Origin of the sequence: Variovorax restrictus (genome assembly GCF_051216715.1) — a bacterium.
Classification (GTDB): domain Bacteria; phylum Pseudomonadota; class Gammaproteobacteria; order Burkholderiales; family Burkholderiaceae_C; genus Variovorax.
The window spans coordinates 2388627-2415103 of sequence record NZ_JBPJZH010000001.1 but is presented as its reverse complement, the minus strand read 5'-3'; the positions used below and the strand labels follow the sequence as shown (position 1 = coordinate 2415103).

Annotated in this window: 23 protein-coding genes; 10 read left to right on the top strand and 13 right to left on the bottom strand. The window is 68.8% G+C overall.

Annotation, left to right across the window (positions count from 1 at the left end; genetic code table 11):
• The first annotated feature begins 41 nt into the window (after positions 1–41).
• The 6 genes from mfd (at position 42) to ACSFA0_RS11330 (ending at position 8423) form a co-directional block, all read left to right on the top strand.
• Positions 42–3524, top strand: a complete 3483-nt coding sequence (gene mfd, locus ACSFA0_RS11355) for a transcription-repair coupling factor (protein WP_435450285.1) — start codon at positions 42–44, stop codon at positions 3522–3524.
• Positions 3521–4231 carry a phosphoserine phosphatase SerB gene (gene serB / locus ACSFA0_RS11350; RefSeq protein ID WP_435450284.1) on the top strand — a complete coding sequence of 237 codons (711 nt, stop codon included), beginning with the start codon at positions 3521–3523 and terminating at the stop codon, positions 4229–4231. Before mfd ends, serB begins: the two co-directional genes overlap by 4 nt.
• Before the next feature lie 153 nt (positions 4232–4384).
• Positions 4385–5356, top strand: coding sequence for a tripartite tricarboxylate transporter substrate binding protein (locus tag ACSFA0_RS11345; RefSeq protein ID WP_435450283.1), 972 nt, complete (start codon positions 4385–4387; stop codon positions 5354–5356).
• Between the two features lie 13 nt (positions 5357–5369).
• On the top strand, positions 5370–5837 hold the full coding sequence (locus ACSFA0_RS11340) for a tripartite tricarboxylate transporter TctB family protein (protein WP_435450282.1): 468 nt from the start codon (positions 5370–5372) through the stop codon (positions 5835–5837).
• Between the two features lie 7 nt (positions 5838–5844).
• Positions 5845–7353, top strand: coding sequence for a tripartite tricarboxylate transporter permease (locus ACSFA0_RS11335; RefSeq protein WP_435450952.1), 1509 nt, complete (start codon positions 5845–5847; stop codon positions 7351–7353).
• A complete protein-coding gene (locus tag ACSFA0_RS11330; RefSeq protein ID WP_435450281.1) occupies positions 7350–8423 on the top strand; it encodes an Ldh family oxidoreductase in 1074 nt (357 codons plus the stop codon). The genes ACSFA0_RS11335 and ACSFA0_RS11330 overlap by 4 nt, the downstream gene beginning before the upstream one ends.
• A 10-nt stretch (positions 8424–8433) precedes the next feature.
• Here ACSFA0_RS11330 and ACSFA0_RS11325 read toward each other — a convergent pair whose 3' ends face one another.
• A complete protein-coding gene (locus tag ACSFA0_RS11325) occupies positions 8434–8793 on the bottom strand; it encodes a DUF6172 family protein (RefSeq protein ID WP_435450280.1) in 360 nt (119 codons plus the stop codon).
• A 57-nt stretch (positions 8794–8850) separates the two neighbouring features.
• Between ACSFA0_RS11325 and ACSFA0_RS11320 the strand changes: the two genes are divergently transcribed.
• Positions 8851–9078 carry a hypothetical protein gene (locus tag ACSFA0_RS11320; protein WP_435450279.1) on the top strand — a complete coding sequence of 76 codons (228 nt, stop codon included), beginning with the start codon at positions 8851–8853 and terminating at the stop codon, positions 9076–9078.
• Between the two features lie 122 nt (positions 9079–9200).
• Here ACSFA0_RS11320 and ACSFA0_RS11315 read toward each other — a convergent pair whose 3' ends face one another.
• Positions 9201–10388 (bottom strand): aminotransferase-like domain-containing protein, encoded by a 1188-nt coding sequence (locus tag ACSFA0_RS11315; RefSeq protein WP_435450278.1) that lies wholly within the window; start codon positions 10386–10388, stop codon positions 9201–9203.
• A 140-nt stretch (positions 10389–10528) separates the two neighbouring features.
• On the opposite strand from ACSFA0_RS11315, the gene ACSFA0_RS11310 reads away from it, so the two are divergent.
• Genes ACSFA0_RS11310 through nth form a run of 3 tightly spaced genes read left to right on the top strand, consistent with a single transcriptional unit; the run spans position 10529 to position 12805 of the window.
• A complete protein-coding gene (locus ACSFA0_RS11310; protein ID WP_435450277.1) occupies positions 10529–10789 on the top strand; it encodes a helix-turn-helix domain-containing protein in 261 nt (86 codons plus the stop codon).
• Entirely contained in the window at positions 10783–12144 is a 1362-nt protein-coding gene (locus tag ACSFA0_RS11305; protein ID WP_435450276.1) for a type II toxin-antitoxin system HipA family toxin, read from the top strand. Before ACSFA0_RS11310 ends, ACSFA0_RS11305 begins: the two co-directional genes overlap by 7 nt.
• 16 nt (positions 12145–12160) lie before the next feature.
• Positions 12161–12805, top strand: coding sequence for an endonuclease III (gene nth / locus ACSFA0_RS11300; protein WP_435450275.1), 645 nt, complete (start codon positions 12161–12163; stop codon positions 12803–12805).
• A gap of 30 nt (positions 12806–12835) precedes the next feature.
• On the opposite strand, the gene ACSFA0_RS11295 is transcribed toward nth, so the two are convergent.
• From ACSFA0_RS11295 to ACSFA0_RS11245, 11 genes are all read right to left on the bottom strand, one after another.
• A complete protein-coding gene (locus tag ACSFA0_RS11295) occupies positions 12836–13792 on the bottom strand; it encodes an alpha-E domain-containing protein (RefSeq protein WP_435450274.1) in 957 nt (318 codons plus the stop codon).
• 18 nt (positions 13793–13810) lie between these two features.
• Entirely contained in the window at positions 13811–15325 is a 1515-nt protein-coding gene (locus ACSFA0_RS11290) for a circularly permuted type 2 ATP-grasp protein (RefSeq protein WP_435450273.1), read from the bottom strand.
• Positions 15326–15409: 84 nt separating this feature from the next.
• Positions 15410–17494 carry an acetate--CoA ligase family protein gene (locus ACSFA0_RS11285; RefSeq protein WP_435450272.1) on the bottom strand — a complete coding sequence of 695 codons (2085 nt, stop codon included), beginning with the start codon at positions 17492–17494 and terminating at the stop codon, positions 15410–15412.
• Between the two features lie 34 nt (positions 17495–17528).
• A complete protein-coding gene (locus ACSFA0_RS11280; protein WP_435450271.1) occupies positions 17529–18320 on the bottom strand; it encodes an oxepin-CoA hydrolase, alternative type in 792 nt (263 codons plus the stop codon).
• On the bottom strand, positions 18320–19327 hold the full coding sequence (locus ACSFA0_RS11275) for a tripartite tricarboxylate transporter substrate binding protein (protein ID WP_435450270.1): 1008 nt from the start codon (positions 19325–19327) through the stop codon (positions 18320–18322). Before ACSFA0_RS11275 ends, ACSFA0_RS11280 begins: the two co-directional genes overlap by 1 nt.
• Before the next feature lie 27 nt (positions 19328–19354).
• On the bottom strand, positions 19355–20230 hold the full coding sequence (locus ACSFA0_RS11270) for a MaoC family dehydratase (RefSeq protein ID WP_435450269.1): 876 nt from the start codon (positions 20228–20230) through the stop codon (positions 19355–19357).
• 156 nt (positions 20231–20386) lie between these two features.
• Entirely contained in the window at positions 20387–21376 is a 990-nt protein-coding gene (locus tag ACSFA0_RS11265; RefSeq protein ID WP_435450268.1) for a tripartite tricarboxylate transporter substrate binding protein, read from the bottom strand.
• A gap of 55 nt (positions 21377–21431) precedes the next feature.
• Positions 21432–21839 carry a Zn-ribbon domain-containing OB-fold protein gene (locus ACSFA0_RS11260; protein WP_435450267.1) on the bottom strand — a complete coding sequence of 136 codons (408 nt, stop codon included), beginning with the start codon at positions 21837–21839 and terminating at the stop codon, positions 21432–21434.
• On the bottom strand, positions 21836–22996 hold the full coding sequence (locus ACSFA0_RS11255; RefSeq protein ID WP_435450266.1) for a thiolase family protein: 1161 nt from the start codon (positions 22994–22996) through the stop codon (positions 21836–21838). The genes ACSFA0_RS11260 and ACSFA0_RS11255 overlap by 4 nt, the downstream gene beginning before the upstream one ends.
• The gene (locus tag ACSFA0_RS11250) at positions 22996–23841 is read right to left on the bottom strand and encodes an IclR family transcriptional regulator (protein WP_435450265.1); all 846 of its coding nucleotides are present in this window, start codon (positions 23839–23841) and stop codon (positions 22996–22998) included. Before ACSFA0_RS11250 ends, ACSFA0_RS11255 begins: the two co-directional genes overlap by 1 nt.
• Before the next feature lie 141 nt (positions 23842–23982).
• Complete coding sequence (locus ACSFA0_RS11245) at positions 23983–26391, bottom strand: DNA internalization-related competence protein ComEC/Rec2 (protein WP_435450951.1); 2409 nt, start codon at positions 26389–26391, stop codon at positions 23983–23985.
• Positions 26392–26477: the final 86 nt, after the last annotated feature.

Here is a 26477-nt window from a genome sequence, read left to right as displayed (position 1 = left end):
GTCACCCGACGCGGGGTGTTCTGCATTTCTCGAAGCACTTCATGGATCTCCCCGCTCTCCCCGCCGGCAAGCGATTCACGCTGCCGCGCCCGCCCCTGTCGGCCGATGCCTTGCTGCTCGCCCAATTGGCTGAACGCGAAAAGAAGGCTGGCCGCGCCACCGCCATCTTCACGGCGGACGCCAACGACGCGCAGCGGCTGATCGACGAGATCGCCTTCTTCGCGCCCGAGCTGCGCTGCGCGCTGTTTCCGGACTGGGAGACGCTGCCCTACGACAGCTTCTCGCCGCACCAGGACCTGATCAGCGAACGGCTGGCCACGCTCTGGCGCATCAGCCAGAAGGAGGCCGACGTGGTGCTGGTGCCGGCGACCACGGCGCTCTACCGCGTCGCGCCGCCCGCCTTCCTGGCCGGCTACACCTTCCACTTCAAGACCAAGCAGAAGCTGGAAGAGTCCAAGCTCAAGGCGCAGCTCACGCTGGCCGGCTACAGCCACGTGACGCAGGTGGTGAGCCCAGGCGAGTACGCGGTGCGCGGCGGGCTGATCGACCTGTTCCCGATGGGCTCGCTGGTGCCTTTCCGCGTGGACCTGTTCGACGACGAGATCGACACCATCCGCACCTTCGACCCCGACACGCAGCGCAGCCTCTACCCCGTGCCCGAGGTGCGGCTGCTGCCCGGGCGCGAGTTCCCGATGGACGACGATGCCCGTGCGCGCTTTCGCAGCCGCTGGCGCGAACTGCTCGAGGGCGACCCGACCAAGAGCCGCATCTACAAGGACATGGGCAACGGCGTGGCCACCGCCGGCATCGAGTACTACCTCCCGCTGTTCTTCGAGGAGACGGCCACGGTGTTCGACTACCTGGGCACCGACGCGACCGTGGTGCTGCATGGCGACCTGGAGCCTGCCTTCCAGCATTTCTGGCAGGACGCCGCCGAGCGCTACCGCCTGGTGCGCGGCGACCCGGAACGGCCGGCGCTGCCGCCTGAATCGCTGTTCCTCAACGGCGAGCAGTTCTACACCCGCGCCAAGCCGTATGCGCAGTTGGCCATCCGCGGCGCGGCCACCGAGGCGCCGTATGCCGAGTTCGACACGCTGCCGCCCTTCGCGGTCGTGCGCGGTGCCGAAGACCCGCTCACCAAGCTCAAGGACTACATCCGCGCGACGCCGAGCCGCCTGCTGCTGATCGCCGAGAGCGACGGCCGGCGCGAAAGCCTGCTCGACTTCCTGCGCGCCAGTGGCATCAGCCCGCCCGCCTATGAATCGCTGGCCGAGTTCGAGGCCGACGATGCCGAGAACATCGGCATCGCGACGGCCGCGCTGGCCTCGGGCTTCGCCTGGCGCGAGCGCAACATCGACTTCGTCACCGAAACCGAGCTCTTCGCCACCGCGCCGACCACGCGCCGCCGCAACAAGCGGCAGGAGCAGGTCAGCGACGTCGAGGCGCTGATCAAGGACCTCTCCGAGCTCAACGTCGGCGACCCGGTGGTGCACACCGCGCACGGCATCGGCCGCTACCGCGGCCTGATCAACATGGACCTCGGCCAGGGCAAGGACGCCGAGGGCAACCCGCTGCTGCAGGAGATGCTGCACCTGGAGTACGCCGACAAGGCGACGCTCTACGTGCCGGTGAGCCAGCTTCACCAGATCAGCCGCTACACCGGCGTGAGCGCTGACGAGGCGCCGCTGCACAAGCTGGGTTCGGGCCAGTGGGACAAGGCCAAGCGCAAGGCCGCCGAGCAGATCCGCGATTCCGCTGCCGAGCTGCTCAACATCTATGCCCGCCGCGCCGCACGCCAGGGCCACGCCTTCCGCTACTCGGCCGCCGACTACGAGGTGTTTGCCAACGACTTCGGCTTCGACGAAACCGCCGACCAGAAGGCCGCGATCCACGCGGTGATCCAGGACATGATCTCGCCGCAGCCGATGGACCGCCTGGTCTGCGGCGACGTCGGCTTCGGCAAGACCGAGGTCGCGTTGCGCGCCGCCTTCATCGCCATCACCGGCGGCAAGCAGGTCGCTTTCCTCGCGCCGACCACGCTGCTGGCCGAGCAGCACTACCAGACGCTGGTCGACCGCTTCAGCAAGTGGCCGGTGAAGGTGGCGGAGATGAGCCGCTTCCGTTCGGCGAAAGAGATCACTGCCGCCGCCAAGGGGCTGGCCGACGGCAGTGTCGACATCGTGGTCGGCACGCACAAACTGCTGTCGCCCTCCATCAACTTCAAGAACCTGGGTCTGCTCATCATCGACGAGGAGCATCGCTTCGGCGTGCGCCACAAGGAGGCGATGAAGGCCATCCGTGCCGAGGTCGACGTGCTCACGCTGACCGCCACGCCGATCCCACGCACGCTGGGCATGGCGCTCGAAGGCCTGCGCGACCTGAGCGTGATCGCCACCGCGCCGCAGCGCCGCCTGGCCATCAAGACCTTCGTGCGCACCGAGGGCAACGGCGTGATCCGCGAAGCGGTGCTGCGCGAGCTCAAGCGTGGCGGCCAGGTCTACTTCCTCCACAACGAGGTCGAGACCATCGAGAACCGGCGCCAGAAGCTCGAAGAGATCCTGCCGGAAGCGCGCATCGCCGTGGCCCACGGCCAGATGCCCGAGCGCGAACTGGAGCGCGTGATGCGCGACTTCGTGGCGCAGCGCTACAACATCCTGCTGTGCTCGACCATCATCGAGACCGGCATCGACGTGCCGACCGCCAACACCATCGTGATGAGCCGCGCCGACAAGTTCGGCCTGGCGCAGCTGCATCAGCTGCGTGGCCGTGTCGGGCGCTCGCACCACCAGGCCTATGCCTACCTCATGGTGCCGGACATCGAGGGCCTGACCAAGCAGGCGTCGCAGCGGCTGGACGCGATCCAGCAGATGGAGGAGCTGGGCTCGGGCTTCTACCTCGCGATGCACGACCTGGAGATCCGCGGCACCGGCGAGGTGCTGGGCGAGAACCAGAGCGGCAACATGATGGAGATCGGCTTCCAGCTCTACAACGAGATGCTGGGCGAGGCGGTGCGCTCCCTGAAGGCCGGGCACGAGCCCGACCTGCTGGCGCCGCTGTCGGTCACGACCGAAATCAACCTGCACGCCCCCGCCCTGCTGCCCGACGACTACTGCGGTGACGTGCACCTGCGCCTGTCGTTCTACAAGAAGCTCGCGACGGCCAAGACGCCGGACCAGATCGACACGCTGCTCGAAGAGATCGTCGACCGCTTCGGCAAGCTGCCGCCCCAGGCGCAGACGCTGATCGACACGCACCGCCTGCGCGTGCTGGCACGGCCCTACGGCGTGGTGAAGGTCGATGCGGCGCCGGGCGTCATCAACATCACCTTCAAGAAAGACCCACCGATCGATTCGATGGCAATCATCCAGCTGATCCAGAAGAACAAGCACATCAAGCTGGCCGGCAACGAGAAGCTGCGCATCGAGCGCGAACTCAAGGAGCCAAAGGACCGTGCGCAGATGGTGCGCGACGTGCTGCGCAGCCTCGGCCAACCCAAGACCCACCAGGAACCCGCCCCCGTATGAGCTCCACCGAATTCGCGCCCGGCCTCGTGGTGCAGCGCTTCACGCCGCCGCTCGCGCTCGGCGATTTCAAGCTGATCGCCTTCGACATGGATTCGACGCTGATCAACATCGAGTGCATCGACGAGATCGCAGACGCGGTCGGCAAGAAGGCCGAGGTGGCCGCCATCACCGAAGCCACGATGCGTGGCGAGAGCAAGGACTTCAAGGAAAGCCTGCGCCGCCGTGTCGCACTGCTCGAAGGCGTGCCGGTGTCGGCGCTGCAGCAGGTCTACGACCAGCGGCTGCAGCTCAACCCCGGTGCCAGCGAACTCGTGGCGGCGTGCAAGGCGGCCGGGCTGAAGGTGCTGCTGGTGTCGGGCGGCTTCACCTTCTTCGCCAACCGCGTGAAGGACCGGCTGGGCATCGACTTCGCGCGCTCGAACCTGCTCGACGAGGCCGACGGCCAGCTCACGGGCCGCGTGGTGCAGCAGAGCTGGGGCGACATCTGCGACGGCGCCGAAAAGCGGCGCACGCTGCTGGAGGTGTCCTCGCTGCTGGGCGTGTCTCCACAGGAATGCATCGCGGTGGGCGACGGTGCCAACGACCTGCCGATGATGAACGAAGCGGGCCTGTCGGTCGCCTTCCATGCCAAGCCCACAGTGCGCGAACAGGCCATGGTGGCGATCGATACGGGCGGCCTCGACCGCCTGCTCGAGGTGCTGCGTTGACGGCAAAGCCGAAACCGGTTTCCTCCTAAGGGAAAAAGACGCGCACTGCACCTAGGGTTGTTCAGGTGCCGGTCAGCTCTCCCGGATGTTGGAATGCCCTGTCGCATCGAAGAATGCGGCGGACATCCATCGATCCATTGAGCAGGAGACAACATGAAGCGCCGTCAATCCTTGAGCGTCCTGGCCGCCGCCGCAGCCGCCGCCGCCTTTCCCGGCCTGGCCTTCGCGGCCTATCCCGAACGCCCCATCACGCTGATCGTGCCGTGGGGCGCGGGCGGCGGTACCGACGCGGTGGCACGCATCATCGCGGCCGAGCTCGAACAGGAACTCAAGCAGCCCATCAACGTGGTGAACCGCACCGGCGGCAGCGGCGTGGTCGGCCACCAGGCCATCGCCTCGGCGCAACCCGACGGCTACACCATCGGCATCCTGACGGTGGAGATCGGCATGATGCGACACGCCGGCCTGACCAAGCTCTCCAGCGAGGACTACACGCCACTCGCGCTGATGAACTTCGATGCCAATGCGGTGATGGTGCGTGCCGATTCGCCCATCAAGTCGGCAGCAGACCTGCTCGCCGCCGCCAAGGCCAACCCCGGCAAGCTCAAGGCCAGCGGCACCGGCCAGGGCGGCATCTGGCACCTGGGCCTGGCGCAATGGCTCGTCGACAACAAGCTGCCTGGCAATGCGATCGCGTGGGTGCCGAGCCAGGGCGCCGCGCCCGGCCTGCAGGATCTGCTGGCAGGCGGCGTCGACGTGGTGTCGTGCTCGCTGCCGGAGGCCCGCGCGCTGATCGAGGCCGGCAAGGCCAACGCGCTGGTGCTGATGGGCTCCAAGCCCGACGGCATCTTCCCGAAGGTGCCCCTCTACAAGGCCGCGGACGGCACGCTGTGGAACATCGGCGCCTGGCGCGGCATCGCCGCCCCCAAGGGGCTGCCGAAGGACATGACCGACAAGATCGCGGTGGCGCTCAAGAAGATCTACGACGGCAAGGGCTACCAGGACTTCCTCGCGCAGCGCGGCTTCGGCGCGCTCTATGCGGACCGCGGCGACTTCGGCAAGTTCATGGCTGAGAAGGACGCTGCGTCCGCCGCGGCCATGAAGGCCGTCGGCATCGCCAAGTGACCGCATCGCACCGATGCGCCTCCACGACAGCCTGATCGGCGGCGTCCTGCTGCTGCTGTCCCTGGCCGTGCTCTGGCACGTCCAGGGCTTTCCTCCCGCGGCGGGCCAGCAGTACGGCCCGGCGCTGTTCCCGGGGCTCGTCGCAGGCGGCCTGGCACTGGCATCGGCCGTGCTGGCCTGGCAGGGCCTGCGCACGCAACAGCCTTGGCTGGTGCTGAGCGACGGCCTGCGCTCGCCGCGCCGCCTTGCGGCCTTCGCCATCACCCTCGGCAGCATGGTGTTCTACATCCTGCTGTCCGAAACGCTGGGCTTCATCGTGTGCAGCCTGATCGTGCTGGTCGCGCTGCAGTGGGCCTGCGGAGTGCGACCGCTGCTCGCGGTGGGCGTGGCCATTGTCGCCACGCTGGTAATCCACACCTGCTTCTACAAGCTGCTCAAGGTGCCACTGCCCTGGGGCGTGCTGCAACCCCTGGCCTGGTGAAAGACCACTGATGGACGCCGTTCTCCTCGCCCTGCAGATGGTCGCCTCGCCGACCGTGCTGCTCGCCATGCTGCTCTCCGGCATCTTCGGAATGTTCGTGGGCGCCGTGCCCGGCCTCACCGCCACCATGGCCACTGCGCTGCTGGTGCCGATTACCTTCTTCCTGCCGCCGGTGCCGGCCGTCGCGGCGATCGTCACAGCCACCGCGATGGCGATCTTCGCGGGGGACATTCCCGGCGCGCTGCTGCGCATTCCGGGTACGCCGGCTTCGGCGGCCTACACCGACGAGTCCTACGCGATGACGCGCAAGGGCCATGGCGAAACCGCGCTGGGCATCGGCCTGGTGTTCTCGTGCATCGGCGGCCTGTTCGGCACCGTGGTGCTGATCCTCGCGGCACCGGCGCTGGCCGAGGTCGCCATCAAGTTCAGTTCGTTCGAGTACTTCTGGCTCGTGCTGTTGGGCCTGAGCTGCGCGGTGTTCATCACCAGCGACACGCCGCTCAAGGGGCTGATCACGCTGTGCCTCGGCCTGCTGCTCGGCAGCGTCGGGCTGGAGAACCCGGCGGGCCATCCGCGCTTTACCTTCGACAGCCCCAACCTGCTGAGCGGGCTGAGCCTCATCCCCGCGATGATCGGCATGTTCGCCATCTCCGAGCTGATTCGCTTCACGCTGGACACGTCGAAGGTGGCCGAGTTCAAGGCGCAGATCGGCTCGGTGTTCAAGGGCATGGGCGGCCTGATGCGCAAGTACCCGGTGCAGACGCTGCGCGGCAGCGTGCTGGGCACGGCGGTCGGCATCCTGCCCGGTGCGGGCGCCGACATCGCGGCGTGGATGTCCTTCGCGATGAGCAAGAAGCTGTCGAAGGAGCCCGAGAAGTTCGGCACCGGCCATCCCGAAGGCCTGGTCGAGGCCGGCGCCGCCAACAACAGCGCGCTGGCCGGCGCCTGGGTGCCGGCCCTGGTGTTCGGCATTCCGGGCGACTCGATCACGGCTATCGTGATCGGCGTTCTCTACATGAAGAACATGAACCCCGGGCCGATGATCTTCATGAACAACCCGGAGAACGTGTACGCGGTGTTCGCCGTGTTCATCCTCGCCAATCTGCTGATGCTGCCGCTGGGCTGGGCCTGCATCAAGGCGTCGTCGCGCCTGCTGCGCATGCCGCGCAACGTGCTGATGCCGATCATCCTGGTGTTCTGCCTGGTGGGTGCCTTCGCCATCAACAACGCGCTCTTCGACCTGTGGATCCTGCTGGGCTTCGGCGTGGCGGCCTGGGTGCTGGAAGAAAACGGCTTCCCCGTGGCGCCGGCCATCCTCGGCATGCTGCTGGGCAAGATGCTCGAAGAGAACTTCATCACCTCGATGATCAAGTCCGACGGCAGCTGGCTTGCCTTCGTCGAGCGGCCCATCGCCGCCGGCCTGGCCATCTTTACCCTGCTGCTGTGGGGCGGTTCGGGCTGGCTGGCCTGGCGCCGCCGCAAGCTGCACTCCGTCACCAACCCTGTCCCCGCATGACCCCTTTCGCCGACACCACGTCCTTGTACGACGCCCCTGCGCTGCGCCGCTTCGCGGCCGATCTGCTGCAGCGCGCCGGCCTCGCCGCGCCAATGGCCACCTGCGTGGCCGACACGCTGGTCGACGGCGATCTGCTCGGCCACGACACCCACGGCCTGGCCCTGCTGGCCGGGTATGTGAAGGAGGTCGAATCGGGCGGCATGACGCGCGACGGTGGGCCCGAGGTGCTGTCCGACCGCCCTGCTGCCGTGCTGTGGGACGGCCGCCGCCTGCCGGGGCCGTGGCTGGTGCACCAGGGCCTCGATCTGCTGATTCCGCGGGCGCGCGAACTCGGCACCGCCTCGCTGGTCATTCGCCGCAGCCACCACATCGCCTGCCTCGCCGCTTACATGCTGCGTGCGCTCGACGAAGGCCTGCTGATGCTGCTGGCCTGCTCCGACCCGAACACCGCGAGCGTCGCGCCCTTCGGCGGCACGCAGGCGGTGTTCACGCCCAATCCGCTGGCGATGGGGTTTCCTTTGACGAACGGCGGCGTGATGGTCGACATCTCGGCATCGATCACGACCAACGGCATGAGCAACCGCAAGCGCGCCGCGGGCGAGCGCTTCGTGGAAGACTGGCTGATCGACGCGCAAGGCCATCCCACCAGTGACCCGCAGACCCTGTTCGACCAGCCGCCCGGCACGCTGCTGCCGGTCGGCGGGCTGAGCCACGGCCACAAGGGCTACGGCATGGCGCTGCTGGTGGAGACATTGACCGCCGGGCTCGCCGGCCACGGCCGGGCCGACCCGCCCGAGGGCTGGGGGGCGACGGTGCACATCACCTTGCACGACCTGGAAGCGTTCGGCGGCAAGGACGCCTTCCTGCGACAGATGGACCATGTGGCCGCGCGTTGCCGCGACAACCGGCCCGTCGATGCCGGCAAGCCGGTGCGGCTGCCGGGCGAAGGCGGATTGAAACGTCGGGCATCTCAGGAGAAGGACGGCGTGCGGCTGCACTCGTCGATCGCGGCCTCGCTACAGGCGGCGGAGGCGCGCTACGGCCTGCAGCTGGCGCAGGCGCTGCGCTGATCGGAACGTATCAGTCCTCGGCGTCGGCTTCGCCATCTGCGGCGCTGTCGACGTTGTCGGCCGGCTTGTCGACCACCTTCCGTTCGCCGCGCGGCCCGCGCTTGGCCGCCCTGGCGAGGATCTCGACATAGAACTGCGGGCCTTCCGCCTTCACCACCGAATCGATCGACGGCGTGATCTCCTCGACATGGATGGCCTGGGCCGAATCGGCATCGACGCCGAAGCGGCAATCGAAGGCCCAGTAATCCATCTCTTCCGGCAGGTCCCGACGCTTCTCGCGCTGGATGTACTTGCGGATCTCGTGCTTGACCGCTTCGAGGTGACGGTCGGGGTGCTTGCCCTCGGGCTTGAGCTGAAAAGTTTTTCTCATGAGTGATCCTAACTGCGTGTGTACAGTCGACGCTCCGACGGACAACAGGTGAACACAATGGCGCGAGCGAACGACTGGTCAGGCAAGGTGATGGCGCTGGTGAATGGCGGCAACACGGCGGCAGCCATCGCTCAGATCAAGGTGGCGCCGAGCGTGAAGGACCTGAAGGCGCTTCAAACCATCATGACGCTGTCGCGCCTCACCGGGAAATACCGCCAGGTCGACGCCGCGATCACGGAGAACCTGGCGCTTCTCTCTGCGCCACGGTTGCACCGCTCTCCTTGACCAACGTATGAAGGAACTGTCGCGAGCGCCCCGAGCTTGCGTCGAGGACCGGAGCCGCACTCGCGTGCGGTGAGGACCGCAGATGCGAGATCGGGGTGCGCAGCAGGTTCATTCACACGTTCTCAGAGTGCCTTGCCGAGGCGGGCGATGCCCTCCTCGATCTTCTCGACGTTGGCCGTCGCGAAGCTCAGGCGCAGCGTCGACACATCCGGATTGCTGGCGAAGAACGGCGCCCCCGGCACGAAGGCCACGAGCTGCTCGATCGCCTTCTTGGCCAGCACGCTGGCATCGGCGATCTTGCCGTTGGCACCCGTGAGGCGCGCCCAAAAGAACAGGCCGCCGTTAGGCTGCGTGAATTCGATGGCGTCGCCCAGTTCGCGCTTGAGCGCCGCACCCATGGCCTGGGCGCGCTCGCCGTAGACCTTGCGCACGTTGGCCAGCGTCGCGGGCATGCGGCCGCTCTTCAGGTACTGCGCCGCGGTTGCCTGCGCGAAGGTGCTGGTGTGGGCATCGCTGAACTGCTTGCACATCGTCGCCTTGGCCAGCAGCTCGGCCGGCGCGATCATCCAGCCGATGCGCAGGCCGGGGCTCAGCACCTTGCTCAGGCTGCCGCAATGCGCGATGAGCTCTCGGCTGCCGGGCACGTCCTGGCTCAGCGCCAGGATCGACGGCGGCGGTGCCTCGCCGAAGTACAGGTCGCCGTACGGGTCGTCTTCCACGATCAGCGTCTGGTACTTCACGGCCATCTCCAGCACCTTCTTGCGGCGCTCCAGGCTCAGCATCGCGCCGCTCGGGTTGCCGAAGGTCGGGATCAGGTAGACGAACTTCGGTTGGTGCTCGGCAATGAGCTTTTCCAGTTCGTCGGTCTTCACGCCGTTGGCGTCGACCGGCGCGCTGATGAGTTCGGCGCCGTAGAGGCGGAAGCACTGGATGGTCGCGAGGAAGGTCGGGCCTTCGACGATCACCTTGTCACCGGGCGAGATCATGGTCTTGCCCAGCAGATCGAGCGCCTGCTGGCTGCCGGTGGTGACGATCAGGCCGCTGGGCGCCACGTCCACGCCCTTGGTCTTCATGAAGGCCGAGAGCTGCGTGCGCAGCGGCTCGTAGCCTTCGGTCGCGCCGTACTGCAGCGCGCCGCCGGGCTCCTCGTCGAGCGCCTTGGCGCTGGCCTCCTTTAGCCCCTCCACGTCGAACATCGCGCTGTCCGGGAAGCCCCCGGCAAAGCTGATGATGCCGGGCGTGCCGAGCAGCTTGAAGAGTTCGCGGATGGCGGAGGTTTCGACGTTGTCGAGGCGGGAAGCGAATTGCATGGCGGTCTTTCTCTTTCTAAGCCGCCATTGTCCAGCGAAGTGCGGACTGGCGCAGACTGATCTACTACCTCTGGCTAGTTAATTGACTTTACTATTTTTAAGTAGTAAGTTCAGTTAACCACTCCGAGCTAGTAAATCGCATGCGATACCCCCTTGAAACCAGCCAGCAGCTCAGCGCCGTCCTGAAAGCGCTGCGGCAATCTCGCCAGATGACGCAGGCCGAACTCGGCGAACAGCTGGGCGTGAACCAGAAGCGCGTCGCGCGCATCGAGGCAGCGCCTGGTGTCACCAGCTTCGACCAGATCTCGCGGCTGGTCGCCCTCATGGGCTACCGACTGGTGCTCGAAGCCCTGCCCTCCAGCGACGCGCCGACCGCCGCCAAGGACACCACATCATGGTGAGCCGCGCCAAACGCGGTCGCGGCCCGCGGCACCCCCATCCGCTGATGGTCTGGATCAATGGCCAGACGGTGGGCGAATGGAGCGTTCGCGAGGGCGAGCACCGCTTCCAGTACAACGATGAATGGACCGCCTCGCCGGCCGTGCGCCGGCTCTCGTTGTCGCTGCCGATCACGCCCGGCAACGCGCCCTTGCGCGGCGCGGTGGTGCAGAACTATTTCGACAATCTGCTGCCCGACAGCGATCCGATCCGCAAGCGCCTGCAGGGCAAGTTCGCGACGCAGAGCACCGACGCCTTCGACCTGCTCGGCGCCATCGGCCGCGAATGCGTCGGTGCCGTGCAACTGCTGCAGCCAGGCATGCTGCCGACGGGCTTCGACCGCATTGAGGCGGAGGCGCTGGACGATGCAGGCGTGGAGCGCGCGATCAACGCGTCGCTCTCGACAGGCCGCGTGCTCGGCCAGCGAGACGACGGCGACTTCCGCATCTCGATCGCCGGCGCGCAGGAGAAGACTGCGCTGCTGCAGCGCGATGCGCGATGGTTCCGTCCGCTCAACGCCACGCCCACCACCCACATCTTCAAGTTGCCGCTCGGCCTCGTCGGCAACATGCAGGCCGACATGCATTCGTCGGTCGAGAACGAATGGCTGTGCTCGCGCATCTTGTCGGCCTTCGGCCTGCCGACCGCGCGCTGCGACATCGCCACTTTCGGCGAACGCAAGGTGCTGGTGGTCGAACGCTTCGACCGCGCGCTGCAGAACGCTGGCACGCCTAACGAATGGATTGCCCGCCTGCCGCAGGAAGATTTCTGCCAGGCGCTCGGGGTGGCGGGCGCACAGAAGTACGAGACCGATGGCGGCCCCGGCATGCGCGAGATACTGCGTGTGCTCGACGCGAGCAGCAACGCGGCGGCCGACAAGCTCGCCTTTGTCAAGGCACAGATGGTGTTCTGGCTGCTCGCCGCGACCGACGGCCACGCGAAGAACTTCTCGATCTTCCTGGAGCGCGGCGGCGGCTACCGGCTCACCCCTTTCTACGATGTGCTGTCGGCCTGGCCCGTGATCGGCCACGGCGCCGCGCTCATCGCGCCGCAGAAAGCCAGGCTCGCGATGGCATTGCGCAGCAAGAGCGCGCACTGGGGCCTGGCCGATATCCAGGCGCGGCACTGGGACGGCGTGGCCAAGCTGGCGGGCCTGGGCGATGCGCGCGCGCTGTGCGACGAGGTCGCCGGGCAGGTGCCCGAGGTGCTGCGCAGCGTGCAGGCACAACTGCCGGCCGACTTCCCCTCTGCGCTCGCCAGCGCCATCTTCGAAGGCATGTCCCACACGGCCAAGCGCCTCGCATCCACTGGCGAATGAGCCAGCGAACGACCTCATGAAAAAAGAGAACATCGCCCCCTTCTTCGCCACGCTGGAAGCCGTCAACCCCACGCCCGAAACCGAGCTCGAATACACCTCGCCTTTCGAGCTGCTGGCCGCCGTGCTGCTGTCGGCGCAAGCGACCGACGTGGGTGTGAACAAGGCGACGCGCAAGCTCTACCCGGTCGCGAACACGCCGCAGGCGATCGTGGATCTGGGCGTGGAAGGACTCGAGGGCTACATCAAGACCATCGGTCTCTACCGCAGCAAGGCGAAGCACCTGATCGAGGCCTGCCGCATGCTGGTCGCGCTGCATGGCGGCGAGGTGCCGCGGACCCGCGCCGAGCTGGAGGCGCTGCCGGGCGTCGGCCGCAAGACGGCCAACGTGGTGCTCAACGTCGCCTTCGGCGAGCCGACCATCGCGGTCGACACGCACATCTTCCGCGTCGGCAACCGCACCGGGCTGGCGCCGGGCAAGACGCCGCTGGCGGTCGAACTGAAGTTGGAAAAGCGCGTGCCGCCCGAGTACCGGCTGCATGCGCACCACTGGCTCATCCTGCACGGCCGCTACATCTGCGTGGCGCGCAAGCCGAAGTGCTGGCAGTGCGCGGTGGCGCCGTACTGCGACTACAAGCCAAAGACGCCAGCGCCGAAGGGTTGACCGCCGCCGCACAGCGCGGCGGAACCAAGCTCAGTGCGTGGGGACGAGGAAGTCCTGGCTGATGCGCCACCCCAGCTCGTTCACCCGATCGAGGAACTGCGTCAGGTACGCGTGCAGCCCGGTCGCGAGGATTTCGTCGACGCGGGCGTACTGCAGGTCGGCCAGCAGCTTGCCGGCGCGGCGTTGGGTCTCGGCGCTCTGGTCGTTCTGCACCTTGGCGAGATTCGCCACCACCTCGGCCAGGCTGGCATGCAGCGAGCGCGGCATGTCGGGGCGCAGGATGAGCAGTTCGGCCACGCGCTCGGGCTTGATCACGTCGCGGTAGACCTTGCGGTACACCTCGAAGGCCGAGACGCTGCGCAGGATCGCGCTCCAGTGATAGAAGTCGTACTCCTGGTCTTCCTCGGTGGCGGCACCGAAGAACTCGCTGTTGAGCGCGTGGAACTTGACGTCGACCAGGCGCGCCGTGTTGTCGGCGCGTTCGAGGAAGGTGCCCAGCCGCGAGAAGTAGAAGGCCTCGTCCTGCAGCATCGTGCCCAGCGTGACGCCGCGCGACAGGTGCGAGCGGAACTTCACCCACTCGAAGAACTGCGCCGGGTCGCGCTCGAACTCGCCGGCGCGCAACATGCGGTTGACGTCGAGCCAGGTGGTGTTCTGCGTTTCCCAGGCCTCGGTGGTGAGCGCGCCGCGCACCGCGCGCGCGTTCTCGCGGGCGGCCTTCAGGCACGAGATGATCGACGAGGGGTTCGACTCGTCCTTGACCATGAACTCCATCACCTCGTCGGGGACGATCTGGTCGTGCTTCTCGTTGTAGGCCGGCAGCAGTTCGCTGATGGACAGCAGGCCCTGCCAGCCGAACTTGGCCACTTCGGCCGACTGCGGCAGCAGCGAGGTCTGGTAGTTGACGTCGAGCATGCGGGCCGTGTTCTCGGCCCGCTCGGTGTAGCGCGACATCCAGTAGAGGTGGTCGGCGGTGCGTGACAGCATGGGGTCGTTCTCCTCGCTTCAGGCCGACTGGGTTTGCGTTTGCGTCTGCGACGACGTGGCGGCCGGTGCGGCGGCCCTGGGGCGCCGATCGGCTTCGAGGATCCAGGTGTCCTTGGTGCCGCCGCCCTGCGACGAGTTGACGACCAGTGAACCTTCCTTGAGCGCCACGCGCGTGAGACCGCCGGGCACCATCTGCACTTCCTTGGCCGACAGCACGAAGGGCCGCAGGTCGATGTGGCGCGGCGCGATGCCGGCGTCGACGAAGGTCGGCGAGGTCGACAGGCTGAGCGTGGGCTGCGCGATGTAGCCGTCGGGCTTGGCGATCACGGCCTGGCGAAATTCCTCGATCTCGGCCTGCGTGGCGGCCGGGCCGATGAGCATGCCGTAGCCACCCGCGCCGTGCACTTCCTTCACGACCAGGTCCTTCATGTTGTCGAGCGTGTACTGCAGCTCGTCCTTGTTGCGGCACATGTAGGTCGGCACGTTCTTCAGGATCGGCTTCTCGCCGAGGTAGAACTCGATCATCTTCGGCACGTAGGGGTAGATCGACTTGTCGTCGGCCACGCCGGTACCGACCGCATTGCTGATCGCCACATTGCCGGCGCGGTAGGCGCGCATCAGCCCGGCGCAGCCGAGCGTCGAGGTCGGGCGGAACACTTCCGGGTCGAGGTAGTCGTCGTCGACGCGGCGATAGATGACGTCGACCCGCTTCGGGCCGCGCGTGGTGCGCATGTAGACGAAATCGTCCTTCACGAACAGGTCTTGCCCCTCGACCAGCTCGATGCCCATCTGCTGCGCCAGGAAGGCGTGCTCGAAATAGGCGCTGTTGTACATGCCGGGCGTGAGCACGACGACGGTCGGCTCGGCCGTGGCCGGCGGTGCGCTGGCGCGCAGGGTTTCGAGCAGCAGGTCGGGGTAATGCGCGACGGGCGCGATGCGGTTCTGAGCGAACAGGTCCGGAAAGAGCCGCATCATCATCTTGCGGTTTTCCAGCATGTAGCTCACGCCGCTGGGCACCCGCAGGTTGTCTTCGAGCACGTAGTACTCGCCGTTGCCGTCGGCATCCGGTGCGCGGACGATGTCGATGCCCGAGATGTTCGAGTAGACGTTGTTCGGCACCGTCACGCCCATCATCTCGGGGCGGAACTGCGCGTTATCGCGGATCTGCTCGATCGGCACGATGCCGGCCTTGATGATTTCCTGGTCGTGGTAGACGTCGTGGATGAAGCGGTTGAGCGCATTCACCCGCTGGACCAGGCCCTTCTCCATCAGTTCCCACTCGTGCGCGGGAATGATGCGCGGCAAGAGGTCGAAAGGAATCAAACGCTCGGTGCCCGACCCGTCCTCGTCCTTGGCGCCGTACACCGCGAAGGTGATGCCTACGCGGCGGAAGATCATCTCGGCCTCTTCGCGGCGAGACTTCATCAATTCGCCCGGCTGCTTCGACAGCCATTGGTCGTAGCGTTTGTAATGCCCCCGGATCGCAGCGCCCGCGTAGGGCAACTGCTCGTACATCTCATCGAATTTGTGCATGGAACGACCAATCTCCTTCGACATAGCTTAGCAAGTTCAAGGCCAAGCTTTGGACGATCTTTGCACAAGCGCGACTGTTGCCGTTCAGCCGCCCCGTTCGATTAGGGCGTCCAGCACCACGACGCCCTCACCCCGCGCCGCGACCAGCACGGGGTTGACGTCGATCGACGCGATGGCCCCGCCAGCGTCCACGATGAGGCGGCCGACGGCCACTGCCACCTCGGCCAGCGCATCGACGTCCAGCGGAGGATCGCCCCGCACGCCCTCGAGCAGCGGGGCGATGCGCAGCGTGCGCAGGGCTGCCGTCACGTCGGCCGCGGCAAAGGGCGGCACGAGCACGGCCACATCCTGCAGCGCCTCCACGTACTTGCCGCCATCGCCCACGACCACCACCGGCCCGAAGACCGGGTCGATGCGCGCGCCGACCATGAACTCGTGCTGCCCGCGGCGCATGGCGGCCACGATCACGCCTTCTTGCGTGGCGCCGAGTTCGGCGAGCTTGGCCCACTGCCGATCGAACAGCGCCGCCGCCTCCGCCGCCGTGCCGACGTTCAATGCCACCAGGCCGTGCTCCGACTTGTGCGGCACGTCGCCCGAACAGGCCTTGACGACGGCCGGGGCACCCACCGCGGCCAGTGCGTCCTCGGCCTCCTTCGCGCTGCGACACAGCCGATGCGCCACCACCGGCACCCCAGCCGCGGCCAGCACCGCCAGGCTTTGCGCCTCGTTCAGGAACTGCCCGGTACCGGGGGGCAGCGCGGGGGCCGTGCCGGCAGGCCACGGCACGATCGCCTGGCGCATCAGCGCCGTGTGCGACACCAGCTGCGCCAGCGTGCCCAGCGCATCGTTCTCGTTGACATAGGTCGGAATGCCCTGCGCCTTGAAAGGCGCGGCCACCGACTCCTGCCAGGCAGCCACCACCACCGGCTTGCCGGTGCTGCGCTCGAAGGCGGCCGTGTCGCGCGCGAAGGCCTCGACGTCGTAGCCCGCACCCGCCACCGGGATGTTGATGAAGAACAGGTCGGCCGACGGGTCCTGCGCCACGGCCGGCAGCACGTCGCCGAACAGGCCGCTGTTGGACAGCAGCGCGGCGGTGATATCGATCGGGTTCACCGCCGTCGCGAAGCCCGGCAGGCGGCTCGCGACGTCGGCACGGGTCGCGGGCGCCAGCTCGGCCAGCGGCAAGCCGAATTCCTCCGACGCATCGGCGCCCATCACGCAGCTCGCGCCCGAGTTGCTGATGATCACCAGCCGCCGCCCCTCGGGCCGCCACCCTTTCAGATAGGCCTCGGCCGCCAGCGCCTGCGCATGCGGGTCGCGCACCCGCCAGATGCCGTGGTGGCGGAAGAAGGCGTCGACCGTGCGGTCCTCGTTGGCCAGCGAACCGGTGTGCGACGACGCCGCCTTCTGCCCGCTCTCCGAGCGCCCGGCCTTCACCGCGATGATCGGGAGGTCACGCTCCCGCGCATAGGCCGCCGTGCGCGCCAGCAGCTCAGGGTTGGCGATGTTCTCGAGGTACAGCAGCAGCAGCTTCACGTCGGGATCGTGCGCCACCGCCCAGGCCAGGTCGGACACCGTGATGTCGGCCTCGTTGCCGGTCGCATGCACATGCCGCACGCCCAGGCCGCGGCCGCGCAGCAGGCCATAGGCCATGGCGCTCATGCCGCCGCTCTGGCTCACGATGCCCACGGGGCCGTCGGCCGGCGGCACCTCGACGAACATGGTCGAGAAGCCGGCGAGCGCCCCGGTGCCGAAGTTGGCCAGGCCCTGCGTGTTGGGGCCGTAGAGGCGCATGCCGGCGGCGCGCGCGGTGTCGACCATGGCGCGCTGCACGGCGCGGCCCTCCTCGCCCGTCTCGCCGAAGCCCGACGCTACCACCACCACCGATTTGACGCCGCGTGCCGCGCACTGCGCCACGGCTTCGACCGCCTTGTCGCCACCGACGACGACCATCGCCAGATCGGGCGCCTCGGGCAGCGCCGCGAGCGACGCATAGCTCTTGAGCCCCTGGACCTCCTCGCGCGACGGGTTGATCGGGTAGATGCGCCCGCCGAAGCCGTGCTTCTGCATGTAGTAGATCGGCCGTCCACCGATCTTGTGGATGTTCTCGGAGGCGCCGATGACGGCGACGGATTGCGGGTTCAGGGCGGATTCGAGCAGGTCGGACATGGAATGCTTTGCAGAGAGAAAAGGAAGCGCCGCCTCAGTTGCGGCGCGCGTTCAGAAACGATGCGATGCCGTCGCCGCAGGCGTCGCTGTAGAGGCTCTCGACGAAGGCGTCGCGCTCGGCGTCGAGCTGCGCGCGACGCGAGCGGCCACGCGCCGCGTGAACCAGTTGCTTGATGCGCGCCTGCGCATCGAAAGGCCCGGCCGCCAGGCGCTGCGCCCAGGCCATCGCGGTGGCGATGGCTTCGCCGTGCGGCACCACGCGGTTCACCACGCCCAGCGCATGGAGGCGCTCGGCCGTGCATACGCCACCGTCGAGCAGCAGCTCCAGCGCCATCTGCGGCGGCAGCGCGCGCGCCAGCGAGTCGGAGCCACCGCCATCGGGGCTGAGCGCGAGCTTGACGTACGACATGACGAACTTCGCGTCCGCGGCCGCGACGATCAGGTCGCAGCCCAGGCACACCGAGAAGCCACCGCCGGCGGCTGCGCCTTCGACCGCCGCGATGATCGGCTGCGGCGCGTCGTGCATCGCCATCACCCAGTCGTGCAGCACATCGAGATGCGCGGCCTGCGTCTCGCGCGGCAGGTCGCGCTGGGCCGCGAGGCGCTTCAAGTCGCCGCCGCCGCAGAAATGATCGCCCTCGCCGGTCAGCACGATGACGCGCACCGTGCGGTCGTCCGCCACGCGGCCCAGGGTGTCGACGGCCGTCCGGTAGAGCGACGGATGCATCGCGTTGCGTGCCGCCGAATTGCTGATCGTCATCACCAGCACGGGCCCGTCCTGCCGGACGATCAGGCGGGCATTGGTTTCAGGGTCGGGCAACGCCATCAGTCGACCTTGATGTTGGCCGTGCGCACCACCTTCGTCCACTTGGCGATCTCGGTGTTCAGCATCTTCCCGAAGGCCTCGGGCGTGGTGGGCATCGCCTCGGCGCCCGCGTCGTACAAGCGTTGCTTGACCTGCGGGTCGCTCAAGGCCTTGCCGATGTCGGCGCTCAGGCGCTGCACCACGTCCTTCGGCGTGCCGGCCGGCGCGAGGAAGGCGGCCCACGAATACGCCTCGTAGCCCGGCAGGCCCGACTCGGCCACGGTCGGCACGTCGGGCAGCAGCGCCGAGCGTTTGGCACTGGCCACGGCGATGGCGCGCACCTTGCCGGCCTTGATCTGCGGCAGCGCCGTCGGCGCATCGCTGAACATGAACTGCACCTGCCCGCCGAGCAGGTCGGTCATGGCCGGTGCGCTGCCCTTGTACGGCACGTGCAGCAGCTTGGTGCCGGCCTGCATGTTGAACAGCTCGCCGGCCAGGTGCGTGCCGCCGCCGTTGCCGGCCGAGCCGAAGCTCAGCGTGCCCGGCGCGCGCTTGTCGAGCGCGATGACGTCGGCCACCGTCTTCACCGGCACGTCAGGGTGCGCGACCAGCACCACCGGGAACATCGCGCCGAAGCTCACCGGCACGAAGTCCTTTTCGATGTCGTAGGTCAACCGTGGCTTGAGGCTGGGCAGCACCGAATGGTGGATGCTGCAGACGAACACGTTGTAGCCGTCGGCCGGCAGCTTGGCCGCGATCTCGGCCCCCACGATGCCGCCGGCGCCCGCGCGGTTGTCGACGATGGCCTGCTGGCCCCATAGCTCCGACAGCTTCTGCGCGACGGCGCGGCCGGTGGTGTCGACCGGCCCGCCGGCCGGGAACGGCACGACGAACTTCACCGGGCGGCTGGGGTAGGCGCTCTGCGCGAAGGCGGGCACGGCCAGCGTGCCGAGCGCGGCTGCCGCGCCGCCGAGCAGGGTTCGGCGGCCGATGATGGGTCCAAGGGTCTCGGGGGTCTGCGTCGTCATCTTGTCTCCTCGTTGTGGTCTTGAAATTCAGGCCGCGAACACGGCGTGGCCGTGGTCGAGCACCACCTTGTCGCGCGCCGGCACGCGGACGCGAAAGCGCACGTCGCTGCCGTCACGGAACAATTCCAGCCGCAGTGTCTCGCCCGGAAAGACCGGTGCCGAGAAGCGGGCGTACAGGCGGCGCAGCTGCTTGGGGTCGCTGTCGGCGCACTGCGCCAGCAGCGCATGCGCCGCGATGCCCCAGGTGCACAGGCCGTGCAGGATTGGACGGTCGAAGCCCGCCGCCCGCGCGGTCGCGGGGTCGGCATGCAGCGGGTTGCGGTCGCCGCACAGGCGGTAGAGCAAAGCCTGCTGCGGCAGCGTCGGGATGTCGACGATGGCATCAGGCGCCTCGGTGGGGACCGGCACCGGCGGCGGTGGCGCGGCATCGCCGGGCACGTCGGCAGTGGCGAAGCCGCCGTTGCCGCGGGCGAAGGTGGTGTGCGTCACGGTCGCGAGCAGCGCGTCGCTGTCGGCGTCGTGCAGCGCCTTGTCGTAGGTGATCGTGGCGCCGCGGCCCGGCCCCTTGTCGACGATGCGGGTCACGCGGTGGCGCGCCCGCACGGCGCCGGCCGCCGGCAAGGGCCGGTGCCACACGACCTGCTCTTCGCCATGCACGATCTGCGCGAAATCGATGCCGGTGGCCGGGTCTTGCATCCACGAGCCCGGAAAGCCCAGCACCACCGCCATCGTCGGCAGCGCCAGAGGCGGCGCGGGGACGTCGTTGACGAACTGCAGCTGCTTCGCGTCGGTCGGGTCGCTGCCCAGGCCGAGCGCGAGCGCGTAGCGCATCGTGTCGTCGGCATCGTAGCGCTGCACGATCTCGTCGAAGCGCCACGCCTTCAGTCGATGGAAGTCGATCATGTCAGTGATCCATTGCGCTGCGCTCCGCCCGCAGCCGAGAAACCGGCGCGGCCAGATGCCAGGGCACCCGAGGAACTGGCTTTGCCAGGCCGCTGGGTGCGCCCCCTTGAGGGGGAGGCGGCGACACGTAGTGCGCCGCATCGGGGGTGGTTTTCATCAGTCGACTTTCGCGCCTGAGACTTTCACGACCTTGGCCCACTTGTCGACCTCGGCGGTCATGAAGCGGCCGAAGTCCTCCGGCGAATTCCAGCTGGCGGCGAAGCCCTGCGCCTCGAACTTCTCCTTCACCTCCGGCGCAGCGAGCACTTTTTTCAGCTCGGCACTCAGGCGCGCCAGCACCTCGGGTGGCGTGCCGGCCGGGGCCAGCAACCCGTTCCACGCGATGGCTTCATAGCCCGGCAGGCCGGACTCGGCGACCGTCGGCACATCGGGCGCGACCGGTGAACGCGCCGCGCTCGTCACGGCCAGCGCCTTCAGCTTGCCACCCTTCACGTGCGGCATGGCCGACAGCATGGTGTCGAACATCAGGTGCGTCTGACCGCCCATGGTGTCGGTCAGCGCGGGCGCGCTGCCCTTGTACGGGATGTGCTTCATCTTCACGCCGGCCATCGACGCGAAGAGTTCGGCCGACAGATGCGTCGACTGCCCGTTGCCTGAGGAGGCGAAGTTCAGCTCGCCCGGCTTGGACTTGGCCAGCGCGATCAGCTCGGCCACGTTGTTCGCCGGCAGGCTCGGGTTGGCGACGATCACCAGCGGCCCGCTGGTCAGTTGGGACACGGGCGCGAAGTCTTTCGACAGCGAATAGCCGAGGTTCTTGAAGAGCGACGGATTGATGGCGTGGGCCGTGGTCGCGACCACCAGCGTGTAGCCGTCGGCCGGGCTGCGCGCCACCAGCTCGGCACCGGGGTTGCCGCCCGCGCCCGCACGGTTGTCGACGACGAACTGCTGGCCCATCGCGTCCGAGAGCTTTTGCGCGACCAGCCGCGCCACGATGTCGGTCGGCCCGCCTGGCGGGTACGGCACCACCAGCTTGACCGGCTTGGTCGGATAGGCCTGCGCGTGTGCGAAAGCGGGCACAGCAAGGCACAGCGCGGCACCTGCGGCGGCGAGCAGGTGGCGGCGTGAGGGAAAGCGGATCGCATGCATGTCTTTGTCTCCAGTCGTTTTGTTCTCGTTGACGGATGCCCCGATGCGGCTGGCGCTACCCGGTGGCAGGTGAAAAGCGGACCAGCGTGCGGCCGGCGTGCGCGAAGAAGCCGGCCGCCACGCGGTCGCCGATGCGCACGCCCGGCTCGGCATGCGCCATCAGGCGCGGGCCTTCGTCGAGTTGGGCGATGACCAGCGTGTAGGGCGCGAGCGCACGGAAGGCATCGGACGGCGCGCGCGACACCACGGTCACCGCATGCAGCGTGGCCGTGCCGCGGGCCGTTTCCCACACCAGCGTTTCGCTGCCGCAATGCGCGCAGGCGTAGCGCGCCAGCGTGTGCGCCGTGCCGCACGCGGTGCAGCGCTGGAAGCGCAGTTCGTGCCGCGCCAAGCCGTCGACGAAGGGCGCTGCGAGCGCGCTCGCGGAGGTGACGGCGGCGGAGTCGGCCAGCGGTTCGGTCATGGCGAAGGCTCCTGCGAAAGGATCAGGCTCACATGCGAAGACATCACGCCGCCATCGGCATGAACGAAGGCATGGCGCGGCTTCGCGACCTGGCGCGCGTCGGCCTGGCCGGTCATCTGCCGGAACGCCTCCACGGTGTGCGCCATGCCGCCCGCCACGCCGCAATGGCCAAAGGACAGCAGGCCGCCGTGGGTGTTCAGCGGCAACGGGCCGCGCGGCGCGAAGTCGCCGTTGCGCAGGCGCTGGGCCGCCCCGCCGCGCGGGGCGAAGCCGATCTCCTCGAGCAGCATGGTCAGCGTGATCGTGAAGGAGTCGTAGATGCCGAGGTGGTCGATGTCGGCCACGCGCAGCCCGGCATCGGCAAAGGCGCGCTGCGCCGCGATGGCGGCGCCGCACTGCATCACGTCGGCCATCGCACTCAGGTGCTGGTGGCGGTGCGCCTGCCCGGCGCCGGTCATCGCGACGCGCGGGCCGTCGCCCGGTGCGGCCGAGACCACCAGCGCCATCGCCCCGTCGGAGATCGGGCAGCAGTCCATCAGCTTGAGCGGCGCGGCGATCGGTTTGGACGCCAGCACGTCGGCCACCGTGATCGGCGCGGTGAGGTGCGCGCCGGGGTGGCGGGCCGCGTTGGCGCGCATCAGCACGGCGAACTCGGCGAGATCCGCTTCGGTCGTGCCGGTCTCGTGCAGGTAGCGTGAGGCCATCAGGCCGTAGTAGGCCGGCACCGACGCCCCGTTGGGTACTTCGTAGTCGGGGTCGCCGACCTGCGCCAGCGTCTGGATGGCGCTGTCGCGCGACTGGCCACTCAGACGGTTCTCGCCGGCCACCACGAGCATATGGCGGCAGCGACCGCTGCGCACCAGCTCGCGCGCCAGCATGAGCATCGCCGCGCCCGTCGCGCCGCCCAGCTGCAGGCTGTGCGCGTAGGCCGGATCGAGCGAGAAGCGCTCGCAGAACAACGTGGAGAGCATCAGGTGCGGCAGCGTGGTCGCATAGCCGCACAGCACGCCGTCGATGTCCGCGCGCTTCAGGCCGGCGTTTTGCAAGGCCTGCTGCGCGGCTTGCGCCATCAGATCGAGCGCGCCCTGCCCTTCGTGGCGACCGAAGGCGGTGCCGCCGACGCCAGTGATCCACGCGGTGGTGGGTTGCGCCGCCATCAGTGCACCCGCCCGCGTCGCGTGACGGCCGCGGCACCGCCGGTGTGGGCCGCACGGCTCCACAGCACCTCGCAGGTCGCGGCCTCGCGCCGCAGCGCCTGCGCCAGCTCGGCTTCGCGCGAGCTGATGCGATCGTTGAGCGCCGCGATGCTGATGGCTGCGACCGGCCGGCCGTCGGCCCCGAGGATCGGCACCGCGATGCCGCCCATGCGCTCGATCACCACGTCGAGCAGCACCGCGTAGCCACGCTCGCGCGCCTCGCGGGCATGGTCTTCGAGCAGTTGCGCGGTGATGCGCGGATAGCGCTGCAGCTGCGGCGCGATCACCGCCAGCGCGGCCTGCCGTTCGGCCTCGGGCATCCAGGCCAGCAGCGCCAGGCTGCCGGCGCCCACGCCCAGCGGGCGGCGGCTGCCGATGGCGAGGTAGTTCGCGCGGATCGGGTAGCGGCCCTCTTCCACGTCGACGCAGAGCGATTCGATGCCGCTCGGGATCGAGAGGATCACGCTGTCCTCGAACTGGCCGGTGAGCCGCAGCAGCGCGGGCCGCACCAGCGGGCGCGGGTCGAAGCGGGCCAGCGCGGCGGCGCCCAGCACCAGCAGCTCGGCGCCGAGGCTGTAGTGCTTGCTCTGCGGGTCGCGCACGACGAAGCCATCGTGCATCAGCACCTCGATCACGCGCAGCACCGTCGTCTTGTCGAGGCCGGTGGCGACGGCGATGTCGGTCAGGCGGGTGACGCCGGGGTCGGACAGCGCGCGCAGGATGCGACAGGCGCGCTCGACCGACGACGTGGGCTCCACGGCCCGCTGGGCAAGCATGGAGGCAGGGGTGCGCATTCTTCCAGGCATGTTGTCTCTTGTTTCGTTCCGCGGAACACCGCGGAGCCGTGTGCCATTGAACGCGGCGCGCCTTTCACCCGTCAAGCAAAGCTGAAAAAGTTTCTACAGGCGAAACTTTTCAAGGGAAAACCCGGGTCGCCGCCCTACGGCTCACGGAACGCGGTGGTGCCAGTAGCGCTGCCGTGCCTCGCGTTCGCAGCGCACCGCCTGCGGCGCATCGCTCGACCATCGGGCTGCGCCGCAATGCGGGCTGTCGATGACGGCCGTGCCCTTTGCCTCGTAGGCCTCGCGCACCGGCGGCGCCGGGTGGCCAAAGCGGTTGCGGTACCCGGCCTGCACCAGCGCCAGCCGCGGCCGGACCGCATCGAGCAACGACGGGCTCGACGAGGTCTTGCTGCCGTGGTGCGGGACCAGGAGCACGTCGGCGCGCAGGGCACCGTCGGCGCTACGGGCGACGAGCGCGGCCTCCTGCGCGCGCTCGATGTCGCCGGCCAGCAGCGCCGTCGCCCGCCCGTTGCCGATGCGCAGCACGCAGGAAACGGTGTTGGCCTTGGCCGATGCGACGTCGTAGTCCGCCGCCACCGGGTGCAGCACCTCGATCTCGACACCGTCCCAGCTCCAGCGCTGGCCGGCGATGCAGCGCTGCACCGGACGGAGCGCCTGCAGCGGATGGCCCGCCTCGATCGAACTGAGCAGCGCGGCCTGTGGCTGCATGGCCAGCACCGCCGCAGCGCCGCCGGTGTGGTCGCTGTCGCGGTGGCTCAGCACGACGGTGTCGAGGCGCTCGCCCAGTGCGCGCAGCAGCGGCACCAGCACGCGGTGGCCGGCATCGCTCTCCAGGCTGTAGCGGGGGCCGGCGTCATACAGCAGCGTGTGGCTGGCGGTGCGCACCAGCACCGCATTGCCCTGGCCGATATCGGCAGCCAGCAGCTCGAACTCACCGACAGGCGGGCGTGGCGCTTGCCATAGAACCACGGGCAACAACAGCGGCAGGCCCAGCACGCGCATCGACCACGGCAGCCGCATCGCCAGCAGCACACCGCCCGCCACGCCACCGACCGCCGCCCACAACGGCGGTGCCGCCGTCGACACGGTCGCGAACGGCCACGCCGCGAGCCACTGCAGCCACCACGACAGGCCCTGCACCGCCCACGCCGCCGCATCCCAGGCCCACGGCAGCAACGCGCCGAGCATGGCCAGCGGCGTGACGACCAGCGTGACCCAGGGGATGGCCAGCGCATTGGCGATCAGCCCGACCACCGACACCTGCTGAAACAGCAGCAGGGTCAGCGGCGTGAGCGCCAGCGTGACGACGGCCTGCTCGCGCGCCAGCCGGCCGAGGCGGCGGCGAAAGGTGAGCGGCTGGCCGGCCTCGGCCATGGCATCGGTCGCGAACAGCGCCGCGACCGCGACGAAGCTGAGCCAGAAGCCGGCCTGCATCAAGGACCAGGGGTCGACCGCGACGACCACCGCACAAGCCAGCAGCCAGACGCAGGGCCAGGGCCAGCGACGCCCGGCGATGCGCAGCAACGCGACGGTCGCGAGCATCCACACCGTGCGCTGCGAAGGCACGCCCCAGCCGCTGAAAAGCGCGTACAGCGCCGCCAACATCACCCCGCCTGCCAGCGCGGCCTGCTGGGCGGGCCAGAACAACATCAGCCGCGTGCTGCGCCGCCACAGCGCGCCGACGAGCAGGGCCGCGAGCCACGCGAACATGGTGATGTGCACGCCCGATATCGCCATCAGATGGGCGACGCCTGTCGCGCGGTAGACGTCCCAGTCGGCGCGGTCGATGGCGCCCTGGTCGCCGGTCACCAGCGCGGCGATCACGCCGGCCAGGCGCCGGTCGGTCACGCGCTCGAAGACCGCGTCGCGCACCGCTTCGCGGGCGCGCTCGATCGGTCGCTGCCAGGTGACGGCGACGCGTTCCGGCGGCGCATCGCGGGCGCCGGTGCGCACGTAGCCGGTCGCCTGCACGCCCTGCTCCCACAGCTGCAGCTCTTGATCAAACCCATGCGGGTTGAGGTTGCCGTGCGGCGCCTTGAGGCGGACGGTCAAGCGCCAGAGTTCGCCGGCGTGCAGCGCGGCGGGGCGCCGCATCGGCGGCAGTGCGACCGCCTCCTCCGCACCCCGGCCCCACAGGCCGGTGCCCTCGGCGTACCAGCCCAGCGCGATGCGGCGCGGCACGCGTGGCGGCGCTGGCTCGCCGGCCGCGCCGCCGGCCCATTGCGCCGACTCGACATCCAACCGGAAGCGCGTGCCGCTCTCATCGTGCTGCGGCATCTGGGCGATCACGCCGGTCACCTGGAGGTCGCGGCCCTCGAGCGATGGGTCCAATGCCTCACTGGCATAGCGAGCCGCGCGCCACCCCGTGAAGCCGGCGCTGGCGAGCGCCGCGACCACCAGCAGCGCCGCCAGCGCGCCTCGACCGTGATGGCGCGTGCGCCACACGGCGTACAGCGCCAGGCTCGCCGTCCCGGCCAACATCCCATAGCGCCAAGCCGGCCACAGCGCCGCCTGCTGCAACTGCAAGGCGGCGCCCACGATCGCGCCGGCCATTGCCACGAAAGGCGCCCAGCCGCGCAACGCGTGCTGCGCCCTCAAGAAATCGCTCCCTGATCCATGCCACCGACCCTCCCCTACAC